This is a genomic window from Shinella granuli, from assembly GCF_004341885.1.
GTDB lineage: Bacteria > Pseudomonadota > Alphaproteobacteria > Rhizobiales > Rhizobiaceae > Shinella > Shinella granuli.
In genome coordinates, this window is record NZ_SLVX01000022.1 from 14,951 (window position 1) to 30,578 (window position 15,628).

A 15,628-nucleotide genomic window follows, 5' to 3' on the forward strand; every position below is an offset into this window, starting at 1 on the left:
GGAATGTCCACCCTCCCGTGCGACCACCTCGACAAAACGGTCCGCAGCGATAGCGATCCTACCTGGAGCGCAGGCATCCTGGAAGAGTGACATGCTCAGCCGCCGCTACGCGGTCCCCATTGCCGGGCGAGCGAAAGGCAGTCGCGCCAGAACAGCATGGCACCGGTCGTCGACACGCTGCGCAACGAGACGGCGGCGGCGGCATGGGCGAGTTCGAGGCACTGGGCGAGGGGCCATCCCTCGTGGAGGCCGTAGAGCATGCCGGCGGCGAAGGCGTCGCCCGCCCCGTTCGCGCCCTTGATCTCCGCCTCGGGAATGGCGATGGAGGGTAGGATCGCGCTTTCTCCCGCACGGGTGATGGCGATGGCGAAGGCGGGGCAATGCACGGTGACCAGCTTCAGCGCGCCGCGCTCCAAGACCGCGCGCGCGGCGCGCAGGCAGGCATCCTTGTCGGACGCACCGTCCACGATAGTCTCGACGCCGGCGATCGCGCCGATCTCCATGTCGTTGACAATAAGGAAATCGAGATGCGGCAGGCAGGGCGCGACGAGCCGGGCCATCAGGCCGCGGTCGATGCTCGCCAGTTCCAGGTTTGTCTGAAGGCCCGCCGCGCGCGCCTTCTTCAGCACCGCCACCCAGCCGTTCGGCTCGTCCCGCCAGGGCGCGTCGAGAATGCGGTGCACGCCCGGCAGGCCGAGATGCAGGTAGCGCATGCGCGTTCCGGAAAAGTCGAAATGATCGGGCGTCAAAAGCGCGCCCGTTCCGGCATGGAAGATGTGGGTGCGCCGATGCGAGCGCAGCGAGACATAGGCGTCGCAAAACTGTGTGGCGGCGTCCGGCGTCACGGTCATCTGGCGCGCGTCGATGCCGGCGGCAATGGCCGTCTCCCTCAGGTAGCGCCCGTCGTCGTCATCCCCGACAAGGCCGATCGTCTCGACGGGGATCGACGGGTCGAGGCGCTTGATGTCGAGCGCCAGGTTGCAGCTCGAACCGCCGCCATGGCGCTCCTCCTCGAAGAGCTCGGCGAGGCCGTCCTCGCCCGGCCAGTGGCTGACCGTGCGGTTGTAGTCCGCGCACCAGGTCCCGCCCGTGAGAACGCCCCGCCGTCCGCCAGTCATCTGCTCTCTTCCGGCTTGAGCACGGCTTCCGTGACGACGTTGTCGTCGGAGAGCTCGCGCAGCGGCTTGATCCCGTCCCCGGAAAGGCTCGCGTGATAGGCCTTCACCGCCTCCGACGGGGAGATCGACCCGGACGCGACCTCACGCATGAAGCGCACCATCGCCAGCGGGTCTTCTGCGAGATTGATCTTGCGCCCGAACAGCGCGACGCGCGCGCCAAACCGCTCGGCCTGGTGAAGAAGCTCGAAGCAGTCGCGCGTCGTGCCCGCGCCGCCGCCGAGAACGCCGACGATGACGCTCGGATCGTAGGAGGCGAGTTCGTCCAGCGCCTTTGCGCCGTTGAACGGGATTTTCAGGAACTGCGGCCGGTCCGCCTTGGTGACGCCGGCAAGGCACCGCATCATCACGTCGTTGACGTAGTGGGGAACCAGTTCGGGGTCGATTCCACACTCCACATTGGGATTGAAGACCTCGAGGAAATACTTGAAATTGTTGCGTGCCGCATCCTCGCGGAACCAATGGAACGCCTCCAGCGCCTCGTAGTCGCGGTCGAGGTCGTTGTTGAAGGTGATGGAATAGAGGCCGAGATCCGTGCCGGTGATCGGCGCGCCGGGCGCGGGGTCGATCGTGCCGGTGGCGACGCGCGAGAGGGACGCCGTGCGGAAAGGACGCGAGGGCTGTTTCGAATAGGTCGCGCCGCGGCAGACCCAGACGTCGGTCGTGTCGTTGGCGCGGATCGCCGGCTTGACGGCGCTTCCCCGGAAGACACCCATATCCGTCAGCGCCTCCATGTTGGAGGCAGAGGTGAGCATGATGTCGACGATGTCCTGCTCGACGACCGCGCGGATGTTCTGCAGGAATTCCGGGCGGGTGTAATGGCGCGACCAGCTGCCGTCCTTCGCCCGCTTCGGGCCGCAGGAGGTGATGGACGGGCCCATGTCGCCGTCCTTGGCGTCGGCGATGATGAAATCGCTGCGGGTGTAGTTTCCGGCGCGGATGCGCGCGAGCTTCTGGTCAAGGCGGTACATGTCTTGCTCCGTTCGGGACAGGGTCAGGCGGTCGCCGCGCCGGTCATGATGGCGACGACGTCGTTCATGGAATGGGTCTTGGGGGTGACCACGGCCGCGCGCCGGCCGAGGCGCATGATATGGATGCGGTCGGCGATGTCGAAGACGTTCGGCATGTTGTGGCTGATCAGGACGACCGGCAGGCCGCGGTCGCGGATCGAGCGGATCAGCTCCAGCACCTGGCCGGTCTCACGGACGCCCAGCGCCGCCGTCGGCTCGTCCATGATGACGAGCTTGCGGGCGAAGAGCGCAGCGCGCGCCACCGCGACGCCCTGCCGCTGGCCGCCCGACAACGACTCCACCGGATTGTCGATCGCCGGCAGGCGGAACTTCAGTTCGCCCATGGCCCGGCGCGCCTCCTCGCGCATGCGCTTCTTGTCGAGGCGGCGGAAGAGACTGCCAAGCAGGCCCGGTGCGCGCAATTCGCGGCCGAGGAAGAGGTTGGCGGCAATGTCGAGCGCGGGCGCGACGGCGAGGTCCTGGTAGACCGTCTCGATGCCGGCGTGGCGCGCGTCAAGGGGGCCCTTGAAATGCACCGGCGCGCCATCGAGCAGGATGTCGCCGCTGGTCGGATGCACGGCCCCGGTCAACGTCTTGATGAGTGTCGACTTGCCGGCGCCGTTGTCGCCGACGACGGCGAGGATCTCGCCGGCGCGCAGCTCGAAATCGACGCCGTCGAGCGCGGTGACATGGCCGTAGGTCTTCACCACATTGCGCGCTTCGAGAACCACATGCGGGGAATGGTCGGCCATCAGCTCCTCCTCCGGGACATCTGGTCGAGCGCCACGGCGATGATGACGAGGATGCCGGTCACGAGGTCCTGCCAGAGCGGATCGATGCCGGCGAGCGTCAGGCCGTTGCGCAAAACGCCGACGATGAGCGCGCCGATCAGCGTGCCGATGAGGCCGCCACGCCCGCCGAACAGGCTGGTGCCGCCGATCACCACGGCGGTGATGGAATCGAGATTGGCGCTCTGCATGGCATTCGGGTCCGCATTCGGGATGCGCCCGAGCGCAAGCCAGGCCGCGATGCCGTAGATGAGGCCGGCCAGCACGTAGACCGAGAGCAGGTGGCGGCGCACCGGGATGCCGACGAGGCGGGCGGCCTCGGCATTGTTGCCGATGGCGTAGACGTGGCGGCCCCATTTCGTCTGGTTCAGGAGATACCAGACAATGGCATAGAGCGTGAACATGATCAGCACGCCATAGGTCAGCACGAAGCCACCGAGCTTCATCGTGTTGCCCATCCAGGCGAGGAAGGGGTCGCGCACCGGAAAGGCGCCCCCTTCGGAGATCAGCCGCAGCGCGGCGGTCAGGATGCCGAGAATGCCGAGCGTGACGATGAAGGGCGGGAGCCTGAGGCCGGAAACGAGGCCCCCTGCCGCAAGGCCCGCAGCCGTGCAGAGCAGGATGGCAAAGCCCATGGACAGCACGGGGTCGTAACCGAGATTGACCAGCTTGCCGGCGACGATGGTGCCGAGCACGCAGATCGCCCCGACGGCAAGGTCGATGCCGGCCGTCAGGATCACCAGCGTCTGGCCGATCGCCAGAACGCCGATGATGACCGTCTGCTGCAAAATGATCGACAGGTTGTGGGTCGCGAGAAAACGGGGATTGGTCAGCGCGAAGATCACGCAGAAGCCGAGAAGGACCAGGAGCGGGCCCACCGAGGGCGTTCCCAGGATGCGGGCCGTGAGGCTCCGCGGCGTCTCGGCGTCGGAAACGGTGGCTGTGTTCATGGGCATCCCGTGCATCAGGTTTTGCGCGGCCGATCACCCGGTCGGGACCGCGGCGACGCAAGGCCGCGCACGATCCCGCCGGGAGAAAGAGGATCAGTCACCCCAGCAGTTTTCGAGACCCCAGGCGGTATCCTTCGATTCCAGGCCCTCGACGGGCTTGTCGGTGATCAGGAAGGAGCCGGTGTTGACGAAGCCGCTCGGCTTCGTGCCGGAGGCTGCATATTCCACGACAGCGTCGACACCCATGGAGGCCATCTTGTAGGGGAACTGCATGACGGTCGCGGCGATCTTGCCGTCCTTCACGTCGCGCACACCGGCGCAGCCGCCGTCGATCGAGGTGAGCATAACATCGGCTTCCTTGCCGAAGGATTTCAGCGCCGCATAGGCGCCGGCCGCGGCCGGTTCGTTGATCGTATAGACGGCGTTGATATCGCCGTTCTTGGAAAGCAGGTTCTCCATGCCGACCTGGCCCTTGTCCTGCGCGCCGTTGGTGATGGCCGCGCCCGCGATCGACGGATCGCCCTCGGCGATGCCGAAGCCCTTGAGGTAACCGTCGTGGCGGAAGGTGTCGACCGTGCCGCCGGGCGTGCCGTCCAGCATGGCGACGACCGCCTGCTTGTCGCCCATCGCCTTGCGGGCATAGGCGCCCTGCTGCACGCCGGCCTCGAAATTGTCCGTGGCAAAGGTGGCGTCGACGGCGTCTGCCGGGTCCGTCGCCGTGTCGAGCGCGATGACGAGCACGCCAGCCTCGCGAGCCTTCTTGATGACATCGAGCATGCCCGACGAATTGTTCGGTGTGACGAGGATGCCCTTGGCACCGGCGCTGATCAGGTCCTCGATGGCGGCGACCTGGCCTTCGTTGTCGCCGTCGAACTTGCCGGCGCGGGCGATCAGCTTGACGCCCTTCTCCGCGGCTCGGGCCTCGGCGGCCTGGCGCATCTTGACGAAGAACGGGTTGACCTCGGTTTTCGTGACGAGGCCGACGATGACCTCCTGGGCGCTCGCCGAGCCTGCGCCAAGCGCAAGACCGAGCGCGAGCCCGACGGCGGAATATGCGGATGCGCGAATGCGATGAAGCGACATGAAATCCTCCCAGATCCAACGGCGCCGCGGAGCCCCTCCGGCTCTTTTGGCGGGCACGGCCTCTCCTCAAAGGCCAAGGGGATTAGGTCATCTCTTTTGGATAAAGTCAAATGGCGATTACATGTCTTTTGTATATTTTTATCCAAAAAGATTGTCGTCACACGACGGGACCGGTTTCCAGCCCGCGCAGCGCGCGAAGGGCGGCGCGCACATGTTCCCTGCCCGCAAGGTCGCGATAGATGTCATAGGCCACCTGGTAGCGCCGCGCGTGGGCAGCCCGCGGCGAGACCTGCCCGACGCTCCTCGCACCGAACCGCTCCGCGCCTTCGGCGTAGGTGGCGACGGTTCCGGCCGCCACCGCACCGTGGATCGCCGCGCCCACCGCGGTGGCGTTGGCGATTTCAGGCACCTCCACGGGATGGTCGAGCACATCGGCCATGATCTGGATCAGCAGCGGATTGGCGCGGGCAAGGCCGCTCGCCATCAGCACGCGCTCGGCCGGCAGCCCGCCGGCGGGAAAGAGGTCGTGGATCGCCCGCGCGCCGAAACAGAGGCTTTCCATCAAGGCAAGGTAGATTTCCGCCGCCGTCGTTTCCCGCGTCAGGCCTGCGAGGAGCCCGGAAAGCGCGCCGTCCGCATAGGGCACGCGGTTGCCGCCGAGCCAGTCGAGCGCGACGAGCCGCCCCGCCGCGGGCGCAAGTTCCGCCGCCTCGGCGTTATAGGCGCGAAAACTCTCCTCCCTATCCGCCCCACGCGGAAAGGTGCGCACGAACCAGGCGAGCGTGTCGCCGAAACTCGGCTGGCCGGCCTCATAACACCAGAGCTGGCGCATGGAGCCGTCGAAGGCGACGCCCTCGATACCCGGCGGCAGCGGCCGATAGACGTCGCTGAGATAGAGATAGGCTGCCGACGTGCCGAGCGCGCCGACGAAGGCGCCCGGTGTCACGCCGCCGATCGCCGGCAGCATGACATGGGAATCGATGACCGCGACGGCGACGATCGCCTCTCCCTCGATCCCCGTCAGGTCGCGCCATTGCGGCGACAGCGCCCCGGCGGGCGAGCCGACGGGGAGCGGCGTCGCCAGCCGCCGGTCGAGATCCGCCACGACGTCCTGCGGATAACCGGTCGCCGCGGAAAACTGCGCCTTGTAGGCGGCAAAGCCGAGGCCACGCGCCTCCCGCCCCGTCAACTGCCAGGCGAGCCAGTCGCCACCCTCGATGAAGCGGTCCGTCTCCGCCCAGAGCGCTGGCGCCTCCGCGGCGATCTGCGCGGCCTTCGCCAGCAGCCATTCCCCGGAAACCCGCCCACCGAAATTGGCGAGGAACGGGCCGGGTCGCGCATTGATCGTGTCGGCATAGGCCTGGGCGTTGTGCTTCCACAGCTTGACATAGGCATGCGGCGCTTCGGGATAAAGACGCGAGAGCGGCACGCCATCGGCCCGGGCGGGCAGGGGCGAACTTGCGGTGAAGCCGAGGCCGATCCCCTCGACGGTCCGCCCGCGCCCCAGCCGCGAAAGAATCTCGAAGGCCGCCTCCGTATAGTCCTCGGCGTTCTGCAGCGCGAAATCCGGTGGCAGCGGCGTTCCGTCCGGAAGCGACCGGGTCATGATCCCGTATCGGTAGGGATGGACATGATGCGCCACCTGCCGCCCGCTCTCGACCTCGACCAGCACGCCCCGCGCCGATTCCGATCCGTAGTCCAGTCCGATGAGATAGGTGGTCACTGGGCGCCTCTCCGCAGGGGGGTCATACGCCATATACACAAATCCATACATAAATAGCAATCTTATGTATATTATCATACATAAGTATCTGTCGCCACAAAACTCCACGCTTTATCTCATCCGCCTTTGTCGCTAAACCGGTGCGGAAACGGGAGTTTTGCATGGCGCGCGCGGACGAGGGGCACGAGAAAACAACGCTTGACGGCGCGGGCGGCATCCTGTCGCTGATCGCGGGCGGCGAGGCCGCCTCGCGGGCCGAACTGCTCGCCGCCTCGGGCCTCTCGCGCGTGACGGTGACACAGCGGCTCAACGCGCTGCTCGCCAGCGGCCTGGTGCGCGAGACGGAAAAGACCCTGCCGAGCGGCGGCCGGCCGACCCGGGTGCTGGCGATCAACGCGGCGAGCGGCTTTCTCCTCGTCGCCAATATCGGCGAGACGCACATCCATCTCGCCGCCATGGACCTGACACCGGCGATCCTTGCCCAGACGACACTGCCCTTCTCCGTCGCAAGCGGCCCCGAAGCCACGCTGACACAGATCGGCGACGCCTTCGACGCCCTGGCGGCGGAAGCCGAAAGGACCCATGGCTTCTTCCTCGGCATCAGCCTCAGCCTGCCGACACCCGTCGATTTCAAGCGCGGCTGCGTCGTCGGTCCTTCGGTCCTGCCAGGCTGGGACGAGTTCGACATCATCGGCCGCCTCAAGGCGCGTTTCGACGTGCCCGTCTATGTCGAGAACGACGTGAACCTGATGACGATCTGCGAGCACAAGCGTCGCTTCCCGGCGGTCGACGACATGCTTTTCGTGAAGGTCGGCACGGGCATGGGCAGTGGCATGATCGCCGGCGGGCGACTGTTTCGCGGGGCGCAGGGCGCGGCGGGCGATATCGGCCATATCCAGTTCCTTTCCGACGACGCCCCGCTCTGCCGCTGCGGCAAGTTCGGCTGCGTGGAAGCGCGCGCCGCCGGCTGGGCGATCGCCCGCGACCTCTCCGCCCGCGGCTTTCGCGCCGAGACCGCGCGCGACGTGATCGACCTCGTCGAACAGCGCAAGCCCGAGGCGCTGATGTTGCTGCGCGCCGCCGGCCGCACGATCGGCGAAGTCATCTCCGACGTCGTCAGCATCATCAATCCGAGCCTCATCGTCATTGGCGGCACCCTTGCGCGCGGCGGCGACCTCATGCTCTCGGGCATCCGCGAACTCGTCTACCAGCGCTGTCTGCCGCTCGCCACGCGCGATCTCTCCATCGTGCTCTCCACCGTGCGCGAGGACGGCGCGCTTTTCGGCGCAGCATATCTGCTGCTGGACGATCTTTTCGCGCCCGCAAGGGCCGACCGCCTGCTGGAGCGCTACGACACCGCCCGGCACAGGCAGACGCCGGCGGCCGTACGGCGGCAAGCGCCCTGAAAAGGACCGTCACCCGAAATCGCTCGCCCGAACCCTTCCGGCCGATTAAACCTGAGCCGGACAGGCCCACGGGCTGAACAACAGGGTAGCGCATGAAAGAGATCACCGTCCCCTCCATCGGCATTCTGGATGGCGCCCGGCTGCCCGAGACGACCTTGCGCCTGGCCCTCATCTACGCCGCGGCCGAATTCGTGATCAGCAGCCCCACATGGTTCTCCATCGGGGACAATCCGATCAAGCCATTCATGGGCAAGCTTGTCCTCGAGGTGGTTTTCGTTCTCCTGGCAATCCTCTTCGCCTGCCTGCTCAGCCGCATCAGGCAGCAATCCTATAGCGTGCAGCTTCTCGCCTGCCTGCTCCTTTCCCTCTGCAGTTCCCTGGGCATGTCGCTGCTTGACTACTACCTCTACAGCCTGATCATGCTGCCGGCCGTCATACCGCTCGATCTCACGGAATACGGCTATGCGGTCTGCTACCGCATGTCGATCTTCTTCGGCTGGTCGTTCCTCTTCGTCGCGCTGCTCAACCACATCGACGTGCGCGACCGGGACCTGAAGCTGATGGCCTCGCGGGAAGAAGCCCTCGCCGCACAGATGCGCGCCTTGCACTATCAGATAAACCCGCATTTTCTCTTCAACACCCTGAACTCGATTACCGGCCTCGTCGAGGAAGGCGCATCGCAGCGGGCCGAGCGGATGATCATGTCGCTCTCGGCCTTCCTGCGCGCGACATTGCAGCTCGATCCCTTGCGCGAACTGCGGCTTGCCGACGAGATGGCCCTGCAGAAGGAATATCTGGACATCGAGAAGGAGCGGTTTTCAGACAGGATGATCGTTCGCATCGACATACCGGCCGAACTCCAAGACGCGCTGGTGCCAAGCCTGATCTTGCAGCCCCTGATCGAAAACGCCGTAAAACACGGCGTCGGCCCCTCGACCGGCAGGGCCGAAATTCATGTCAGCGCGGTCAGGACCGGGCCGACGCTCTGCGTGTCTGTGGAAAACGACGTCGCAACGGCCGCATCAGGCAAAGCCGGCCAGGGCCTCGGCATCGGCCTTGCCAATGTCGCCCATCGCGTCAAAACCCATTTCCCCGCCGGCGCCGCCCTGACCGCGGGCCATGTCGCGCCCGGGCGGTTCCGGGCAACGCTCACCATGCCGTTCAGGACGGGGTGAGCCCTGCGGGCCTTCCGGGATCCCGGCACGGCAGGGTCAGCGGCCGCCGGCGCGATAGTCTTCGACCGCGAAGCTCAGCTCCGGGTCGGCATGGGCGTCCCAGTAGCCCTTCCAGAGGGCCTTGCTGATGGGGCCGACCTTGCCGTCGCCGACCGGCTGATCGTCGAGCGTGGTGATCGGCATGACGCCGCCGGCGGTCGTGACGAAGAGAATCTCGTCGCATTGATAGGCGAGTTCCACCGGCACATCGTCGATCGTGTAGGGATAACCGAGCTTTTCGGCGACGGCGAGCACCGACTTGCGCGTCACGCCCTCCAGCACGCCCTTTCTCGGTGTATAGAGCTTGCCGTCCTTGATCAGGATGACGTTGAAGCCGGAGCCTTCCGTGAGGTTGGCGTCGCCATCGGTCAGGATCGGATACATCGCGCCGCGATCGCGCGCCTCCATCAGGCCGCGGGTGAAATCGCCCCATTGCAGGTTCTTCACGGTCGGATCGATGGCGCCCGGCGGCACGCGGCGCACCGTGCGGGTGATGACGGCGCTGCCGCCGGTCTTCTGCGTCGCCTCGTCCATGACCCAGAGATAGGGCATGACCATGAGATAGCAGACATTGTCGCACTCCTCGGGCGCATACTGGCGCACGAAGCGCAGGCCGCGGGTCACGATCATCATGACATAGGCATCGCGGATGCCGCTCTTGACCGTCATCTCGACGAGCCGGTCGCGGATTTCCTGGCGCGGCAGCGGGCTCTTGAGGCGCAACTGGGCGCAGCTCTTCTCGAAGCGGTCGAGATGGTCCTCCAGCCGGAAGAACCGGCCATTCCAGACGGCCGGCACGTCATAGGTCAAGTCCGAATGCAGGAAACCCTGGTCGAGGATAGGGATGCGCGCCTCGTGCAGCGGCACATATTCCCCCGCAATATAGGCGATGCCCCTGGCGAACGGATTGTCGCTGGCTTCGAGTTCTTTCACGCGCCGGCGATACTCCGTGAAGATGTGGTCCGTATAGGACATGATGCCTGCCTCCAAAAAGGGATGTCATGACACGCCGTTGCGCGCCGCCTGCAAGACGGCGCGCAGGGTGTCGAACGGCGATCGTCAGGCGGCGAGGATGCCCGCGGAGACGATGTCGCCGAAGGCACCGTCCGCGGCCTCGAGCGCCCGGTCGATATCCTCGGGCGTATGGGCGGCGCACAGGAACATGTTGTGCTTGGGGTGCAGGTAGATGCCGCGCCGAAGGGCCGCCAGGCAGAAGGCATTGGCGATCTTCAGCTCCTCGTCGCCGTCGAAGAGCACCATGGGCATCTGCGCCGGCCCCGTCTGCCGCAGCTTGAAGCCGTGCCGGGCGGAGATCGCCGAAAGGCCGTCCCGGAAACGCTCGCCCATGGTTTCCGTATGCGCAAGGGCGTCGCTGTCGCGGAGGATCCGGACGGTCTTGACCGCGGCCGCCATGGCGGCCGAGCCGTACCAGAAGGAGCCGGTGACGAAGACCTTGCCGGCGCCCTCCCGGAAGCGTTCCGAGCCCGCCACGGCAGCAAGCGGCCAGCCATTGGCGATGGCCTTCGAATAGGCCGCAAGGTCGGGCTTGACGCCGTAGCGCGCCCAGCTTCCCCGGACGTCGAGGCGGAAGCCTGCGCGCACGTCGTCGAGAATGAGGGCGGCGCCCGTGCGGTCGCAGATTTTGCGCGCATGGGCGAGGAAGGCGGCCTGCGGCAGGTGCTGGTCCTTGCCGACATCGTGCTGGAAGGCGGTCAGCAGGACGCCCGCGAGATCGTCGCCGGCGGCATCGACCGCGGCATCGAGGCTGGCGGCATCGTTATAGTCGAAGACGATGATATGGGCACGATCCTCCGCCGTCACGCCGAGCAGCGACGGCGAGCACCACGGAACGGCGCCGTGATAGGCGCCACGGGCGACGAGGATCTTGCGGCGTTCGGTGGCCGCGCGCGCGATGGTGACGCAGGCCGTCGTCGCATCTGTGCCGTTCTTCTGGAAGAGCGTCCAGTCGGCGTGATCGAGCGTATCGACGAGCAGTTCGGCAAGCTCCACCATGCTTTCGGTCGGCCCGTTGCCGACGTCGCCCGCATCGATCCGGGCGAGGGCGGCGGCGTCCACCTCGGGGTGGCGATAACCGAGCACGTTCGGCCCCCAGGCGCACATGAAGTCGATATATTCGTTGCCGTCCGCATCCCAGACGCGGCAACCGTCCGAGCGCGAGAAGAATTGCGGATAGCCCGGCGCGATCGCCCGGGTCGCCATATGGCCCCACATGCCGTTCGGCACGACGCGCCGGGCGCGCTCGACGAGTTCCGTGTCGCGGCTGTTCAGCAGTTTCGCTGTCATCTTGCGTGTCCTCCTTGGCGGGAGAGGCGCACCGCCTCTCCCGATAGCTTGGTCAGTTCGTGATTTCGGCCAGCGGCAGGTTGCAGCAGGCACTGTAGCGAACGCCCTTGACGTCCGGGCTGTGCGCCAGGATGAGGTCGGGGCTGACCATCGGGATGATGATCCGGGCCTTGGCCATCAGCTCGCCGGCCTCGAACCAGAGCTTCTCGGCTTCCTCAGCCGGCGCGGCGAGCGCCTGTTCGCGCAGCTTGCCGGTTTCCGTGCTGATGATCGAGGGATCGGTTTCGCCCCCCGCGCGCTTGGCCCAGACAGAGCCTTCCGACAGGCCGAAGACGTCGACATATTGCGAGGTGCCGAAGAAGTCGGGCGCGAAGAAGACGGCGGTCAGCGGAATGTGGTCGCCATTGGCCGCTTCGCGCCAGTTGGCGAAGGGAACCGGCGAGAGCTCGACCGTGATGCCCACCTTGGCCAGGTCCTGCTGGATCTTCTGCATCATCAGCGAGAAATCGACGCCGTAGACGTTCATGTCCGGATAGATCGACTTCAGCGTGAAGCCGTCGCCGACGCCGGCCGCCGCCAGCAGTTCCTTGGCACGGTCCGGGTCGTAGGCGGGGATCTCGTGGTTGTCGCCGCCCGGGAAGCCGAGCGGGATCGGCGTTGCGATCGCGCGGCCGGCGCCGCCGACGGTGAAGTCGATCAGCGATGTCCGGTCGATGGCGATCGAGATGGCTTCACGCACCTCTGGCGTCAATTTGACGGTGTTGGCCTTGGCGCCCGGCGACAGCGCGATATAGACGAAATTGTAGGACGGCACCTTGTCCACCACCACATTGCTGCCTTCGAGCGTCTTGGCGGTTTCCGCATCGATCTGCATGGCGATGTCGGCCGCGCCGGACTGCAGCATCTGCGCCTGCGCCACGGCATCCTTCACCTGGCGGAAGACGACCTGCGGGATGACAGGGGCCTTGCGCCAGTAATTTTCGTTGCGCTTCAGGCGCAGCTCCGCGTTCGGCTCGTAGGATTCGAGGACGAAAGGCCCGCTGCCGGCGGAATTGCTCAGGAACCAGTTTTCCGACGTGTCCTTGTCGACGGCCGTCGCATCCGACAGCGCGCCGTTGGCGGCGGCGACATCGCTGTTGATGATGCCGAGGAAGCCCGCGGACGCCTGGTTGAGGAATTCCGAATTCGGCGCGGAGAGCTTGACGACGACCGTCTGCGCGTCGGGAATGTCGATCGAACTGATGGGGTCGGCGATGAAGGCGCCGTTACCCTTGATGTTCTTCAACCGCTCGAACGACCATTTCACATCCTTCGCCTCGACCGGCGAACCGTCGGAGAACTTTGCTGCTGGGTCGAGCTTGAAGGTCAGCTCGGTCTGCTCCGGGTTGATCTCCCAGCTCGAGGCGATCAGCGGCTGCACCTTGTTGTCCTTGTCGAGCGTCACGAGCTGCTCGTAGACGGAGGTGTTGTAGATCTGGCAGGTGTCGCACCAGGCGCGGGCCGGATCGAGCGAATTGACGTCCATGTCACGGGCGATCACCAGCGCGCGCTCCTCGGCCGATGCCGGCTGGATGGCCCCGCCCAGCATCGTGGCGGAGAGGGCGAGCGAAAGAAAGGCCAGTCTGGATTTCGATGGAAGAAGTCGTTTCATCGGTTGGATACCTCCAGTTTGACGGGCTGCGGATGCCCTGTTCCACTATTTTTCCGCAATTCGAAGCAAGGCGTCCCGCACGTCGGCAACCGTCGCAAGCGCTGCGCGATTGAGGGCGGCCGAGACCGTGGGGGCGGCAAGCCCGCCGGTCACGCGCAGGATTTCGTGGTCGAGACAGTCGAAGAAGCGTTCCTGGATCTCGGCGGCCCAGGTGCCGCCCATCGACAGGCTGCGGGCGGTCTGCTCGGCAATGACGACCCGGCCGGTCTTGTCGATGGATTGGCCGATGAGCTGCCAGTCGATGCCGTGGTGGTCGATGTTGCGCAGGTCGATGACCTCGGCATCGATGCCCGCCTCCTCCGTCGCCCTGATCGCGTTCTGGACCATGACGGAGGTCGCCAGGACCGTGCAGGCGCTTCCGGGCCGCACGATGCGCGCCGAGCCGAAGGGGATGAAGAAGTCCCGGTCGCCGGCCGGCACCTCGAATTCCTTCTGGTAGAGTTCGGTATGCTCGAAGACGACGACGGGGTCGTCGCAGGCAAGCGCCGAATTCATGAGGCCGATATAGTCGAAGGCGTTCGACGGCGTGACGATGCGCCAGCCGGGAAACAGGCCGAAAAGGGCCGACGGATCGCCGGAATGCTGCGAGCCGTAGCCGGTATGGGGCGAGATGCGCACGCGCATGACGATCGGAACGGGAAAGCCGTCGCCGAACATGTGGCGCACCTTGCCGACGCCGTTGGCGATCTGGTCGGCCGCGGTGAAACAGAAATCGCCGAACATGATCTCGACCACCGGCCGCAAGCCGTTGAGCGCCGCGCCGAGGGCGACGCCCGTGAACCCGTTCTCGGCGATCGACATGGGCAGGACGCGCTCGGGCCAGCGTTCCAGCGCGCCCTTGGTGAAGCCGCTGACGCCGCCGCGCATCTGGTGGGCGTCCTCGCCCATGACGATGATGCGCGGATCGCGCGCCATCGCGGCGGCCAGCGTCTCGGAGGCGGCGGCGACGAATTTCACCTTCTCGACGGCATCGGGGCGCATGTCGTCGTGGTCGAGGAAGCGCTTGTCGGCAAGCTCGGAAAGGTCGCCCAGAATGCCATGGTCGTGCGTCGCCGGATCCGGCCAGAGGCTGTCGGGAATACGCAGCGTGTTGCCGCCGGGGACCGGTTCGGTCAGCTTTCCGGCCGCTGCCGCGACCCGGTCCGTCACCAGCGCATCGATCTGCGCGAACTCTTCCGGGGAGAGCAGGCCGAGCGCCGCCAGGCGCGCCTCGGCGAGCGCGATGGGGTCGCGCTCACGCCATGCGGCTTCCTCTTCCTTCGTGCGATAGCCGAAATCGCTGCCGCTGCGGGATCCGGATTGATGGAAATGGCGGTAGCAGAGGGCCTCGATCACGACGGGACCGCCCGTCTCGCGGATGATGCGGCGGGCCTCCACCATGGCCCGATGCACGGCGACGACATCCATGCCGTCGCATTCGATCGCGGCGATGCCGAGCATCGCGCCGCGGGACGACAGCCGCGTCTCGCGCGTCACGTCGGAAATATGCGTGGAGACGCCGTAGAGGTTGTTCTCGATGAAGAAGATCACCGGCAGGCCTTGCGCGGCGGCGATGTTCATCGCCTCGTAGCTCGCGCCGTTCTGGGCCGCGCCGTCGCCGAAGAAGGCGACGGAGATGTGGTCGCGGCCGAGCATCTTGTCGGCGAGCGCATAACCTGCCGCATGGGGCGGATTGCCGCCGACGATCGCCGAGGTGCCGACGACGCCGGCGCCGGCGAAACGCATGTGCATGGAGCCGCCCCGGCCGCCGCAATAGCCGGGGGTCAGGCCCATGATCTCGGCCATGAAACGGTAGATCGCCTCGTCCATGCCGGGCGTGAAGGCATCCTTGCGGATGTCGAAGCCTTCGGGAACCGAGGGATTGAGCAGCTTCAGCAGCACCTGGTGGTGGGCGCGGTGCGTGCCGTTGATCTTGTCGTCTGTACCGAGCGCGGCCATGGCGCCGACCGCACCTGCCTCCTGGCCGATGCTGGCATGGGCCGGGCCGTGGATGAGGCCCGCCTTCTCCAGATCGAGCAGCTTTTCCTCGAACCGGCGGATGAGCAGCATCTGGCCGTACCAGTGGACGAGGTCTCGTGCCTGCTCCCCGCTCCAGTCCGCTTCGTCCAGCTCCAGCCGGAACCAGGGCGCGGAAGGGGCGAGCGGTATCTGGCGTGCCATTCGTATCCTCGGGTCGCAGGGGAGCCGCGTCGGGCTCTGTTCTCGTTTATGGAAATAAATTCCGATTTCTGTTGAATGGCACACTAAGCTGTGCCAGCCTTTGG

At 66.2% G+C, this 15,628-nt stretch carries 12 protein-coding genes; 2 read left to right on the forward strand and 10 right to left on the reverse strand.

Translation table 11 applies throughout. The features are described 5' to 3' along the window. Positions 1–95: 95 nt before the first annotated feature. From EV665_RS25075 to EV665_RS25100, 6 genes are all read right to left on the reverse strand, one after another. On the reverse strand, positions 96–1,118 hold the full coding sequence (locus EV665_RS25075; protein WP_133036139.1) for a carbohydrate kinase family protein: 1,023 nt from the start codon (positions 1,116–1,118) through the stop codon (positions 96–98). After that, complete coding sequence (locus EV665_RS25080) at positions 1,115–2,146, reverse strand: beta/alpha barrel domain-containing protein (protein ID WP_064334566.1); 1,032 nt, start codon at positions 2,144–2,146, stop codon at positions 1,115–1,117. The genes EV665_RS25075 and EV665_RS25080 overlap by 4 nt, the downstream gene beginning before the upstream one ends. Positions 2,147–2,169: 23 nt before the next feature. Beyond that, on the reverse strand, positions 2,170–2,937 hold the full coding sequence (locus EV665_RS25085; RefSeq protein ID WP_084438725.1) for an ATP-binding cassette domain-containing protein: 768 nt from the start codon (positions 2,935–2,937) through the stop codon (positions 2,170–2,172). Beyond that, complete coding sequence (locus EV665_RS25090; RefSeq protein WP_245507821.1) at positions 2,937–3,923, reverse strand: ABC transporter permease; 987 nt, start codon at positions 3,921–3,923, stop codon at positions 2,937–2,939. The genes EV665_RS25085 and EV665_RS25090 overlap by 1 nt, the downstream gene beginning before the upstream one ends. Positions 3,924–4,016: 93 nt before the next feature. Then, positions 4,017–5,006 carry a substrate-binding domain-containing protein gene (locus tag EV665_RS25095; RefSeq protein ID WP_064334568.1) on the reverse strand — a complete coding sequence of 330 codons (990 nt, stop codon included), beginning with the start codon at positions 5,004–5,006 and terminating at the stop codon, positions 4,017–4,019. Between the two features lie 157 nt (positions 5,007–5,163). Then, positions 5,164–6,729, reverse strand: a complete 1,566-nt coding sequence (locus EV665_RS25100; protein WP_245507822.1) for an FGGY-family carbohydrate kinase — start codon at positions 6,727–6,729, stop codon at positions 5,164–5,166. Positions 6,730–6,890: 161 nt separating this feature from the next. Between EV665_RS25100 and EV665_RS25105 the strand changes: the two genes are divergently transcribed. Beyond that, positions 6,891–8,135 carry an ROK family transcriptional regulator gene (locus tag EV665_RS25105; RefSeq protein WP_133036142.1) on the forward strand — a complete coding sequence of 415 codons (1,245 nt, stop codon included), beginning with the start codon at positions 6,891–6,893 and terminating at the stop codon, positions 8,133–8,135. Between the two features lie 92 nt (positions 8,136–8,227). Beyond that, positions 8,228–9,310, forward strand: a complete 1,083-nt coding sequence (locus EV665_RS25110) for a sensor histidine kinase (RefSeq protein WP_210234672.1) — start codon at positions 8,228–8,230, stop codon at positions 9,308–9,310. A 36-nt stretch (positions 9,311–9,346) separates the two neighbouring features. Here the strand turns inward: EV665_RS25110 and EV665_RS25115 are convergent, their stop codons facing one another. The 4 genes from EV665_RS25115 to EV665_RS25130 form a co-directional block, all read right to left on the reverse strand. Beyond that, positions 9,347–10,324, reverse strand: coding sequence for an aminotransferase class IV (locus EV665_RS25115; protein ID WP_133036143.1), 978 nt, complete (start codon positions 10,322–10,324; stop codon positions 9,347–9,349). An 84-nt stretch (positions 10,325–10,408) separates the two neighbouring features. Continuing rightward, the gene (locus EV665_RS25120; protein ID WP_133036144.1) at positions 10,409–11,653 is read right to left on the reverse strand and encodes an aminotransferase class III-fold pyridoxal phosphate-dependent enzyme; all 1,245 of its coding nucleotides are present in this window, start codon (positions 11,651–11,653) and stop codon (positions 10,409–10,411) included. A 52-nt stretch (positions 11,654–11,705) separates the two neighbouring features. Then, a complete protein-coding gene (locus tag EV665_RS25125; protein WP_133036145.1) occupies positions 11,706–13,304 on the reverse strand; it encodes an ABC transporter substrate-binding protein in 1,599 nt (532 codons plus the stop codon). A gap of 45 nt (positions 13,305–13,349) precedes the next feature. Then, positions 13,350–15,524, reverse strand: coding sequence for a dehydrogenase E1 component subunit alpha/beta (locus EV665_RS25130; RefSeq protein WP_133036146.1), 2,175 nt, complete (start codon positions 15,522–15,524; stop codon positions 13,350–13,352). Between the last annotated feature and the right edge of the window lie 104 nt (positions 15,525–15,628).

What these genes read in the sequence shown, in the direction of transcription:
- EV665_RS25130 (WP_133036146.1), bottom strand. Translation starts at nt 15,524, where the DNA reads ATGGCACGCCAGATACCGCTCGCCCCTTCCGCGCCCTGGTTCCGGCTG.
- EV665_RS25115 (WP_133036143.1), bottom strand. Translation starts at nt 10,324, where the DNA reads ATGTCCTATACGGACCACATCTTCACGGAGTATCGCCGGCGCGTGAAA.
- EV665_RS25125 (WP_133036145.1), bottom strand. Translation starts at nt 13,304, where the DNA reads ATGAAACGACTTCTTCCATCGAAATCCAGACTGGCCTTTCTTTCGCTC.
- EV665_RS25105 (WP_133036142.1), top strand. Translation starts at nt 6,891, where the DNA reads ATGGCGCGCGCGGACGAGGGGCACGAGAAAACAACGCTTGACGGCGCG.
- EV665_RS25075 (WP_133036139.1), bottom strand. Translation starts at nt 1,118, where the DNA reads ATGACTGGCGGACGGCGGGGCGTTCTCACGGGCGGGACCTGGTGCGCG.
- EV665_RS25085 (WP_084438725.1), bottom strand. Translation starts at nt 2,937, where the DNA reads ATGGCCGACCATTCCCCGCATGTGGTTCTCGAAGCGCGCAATGTGGTG.
- EV665_RS25120 (WP_133036144.1), bottom strand. Translation starts at nt 11,653, where the DNA reads ATGACAGCGAAACTGCTGAACAGCCGCGACACGGAACTCGTCGAGCGC.
- EV665_RS25080 (WP_064334566.1), bottom strand. Translation starts at nt 2,146, where the DNA reads ATGTACCGCCTTGACCAGAAGCTCGCGCGCATCCGCGCCGGAAACTAC.
- EV665_RS25090 (WP_245507821.1), bottom strand. Translation starts at nt 3,923, where the DNA reads ATGAACACAGCCACCGTTTCCGACGCCGAGACGCCGCGGAGCCTCACG.
- EV665_RS25095 (WP_064334568.1), bottom strand. Translation starts at nt 5,006, where the DNA reads ATGTCGCTTCATCGCATTCGCGCATCCGCATATTCCGCCGTCGGGCTC.
- EV665_RS25110 (WP_210234672.1), top strand. Translation starts at nt 8,228, where the DNA reads ATGAAAGAGATCACCGTCCCCTCCATCGGCATTCTGGATGGCGCCCGG.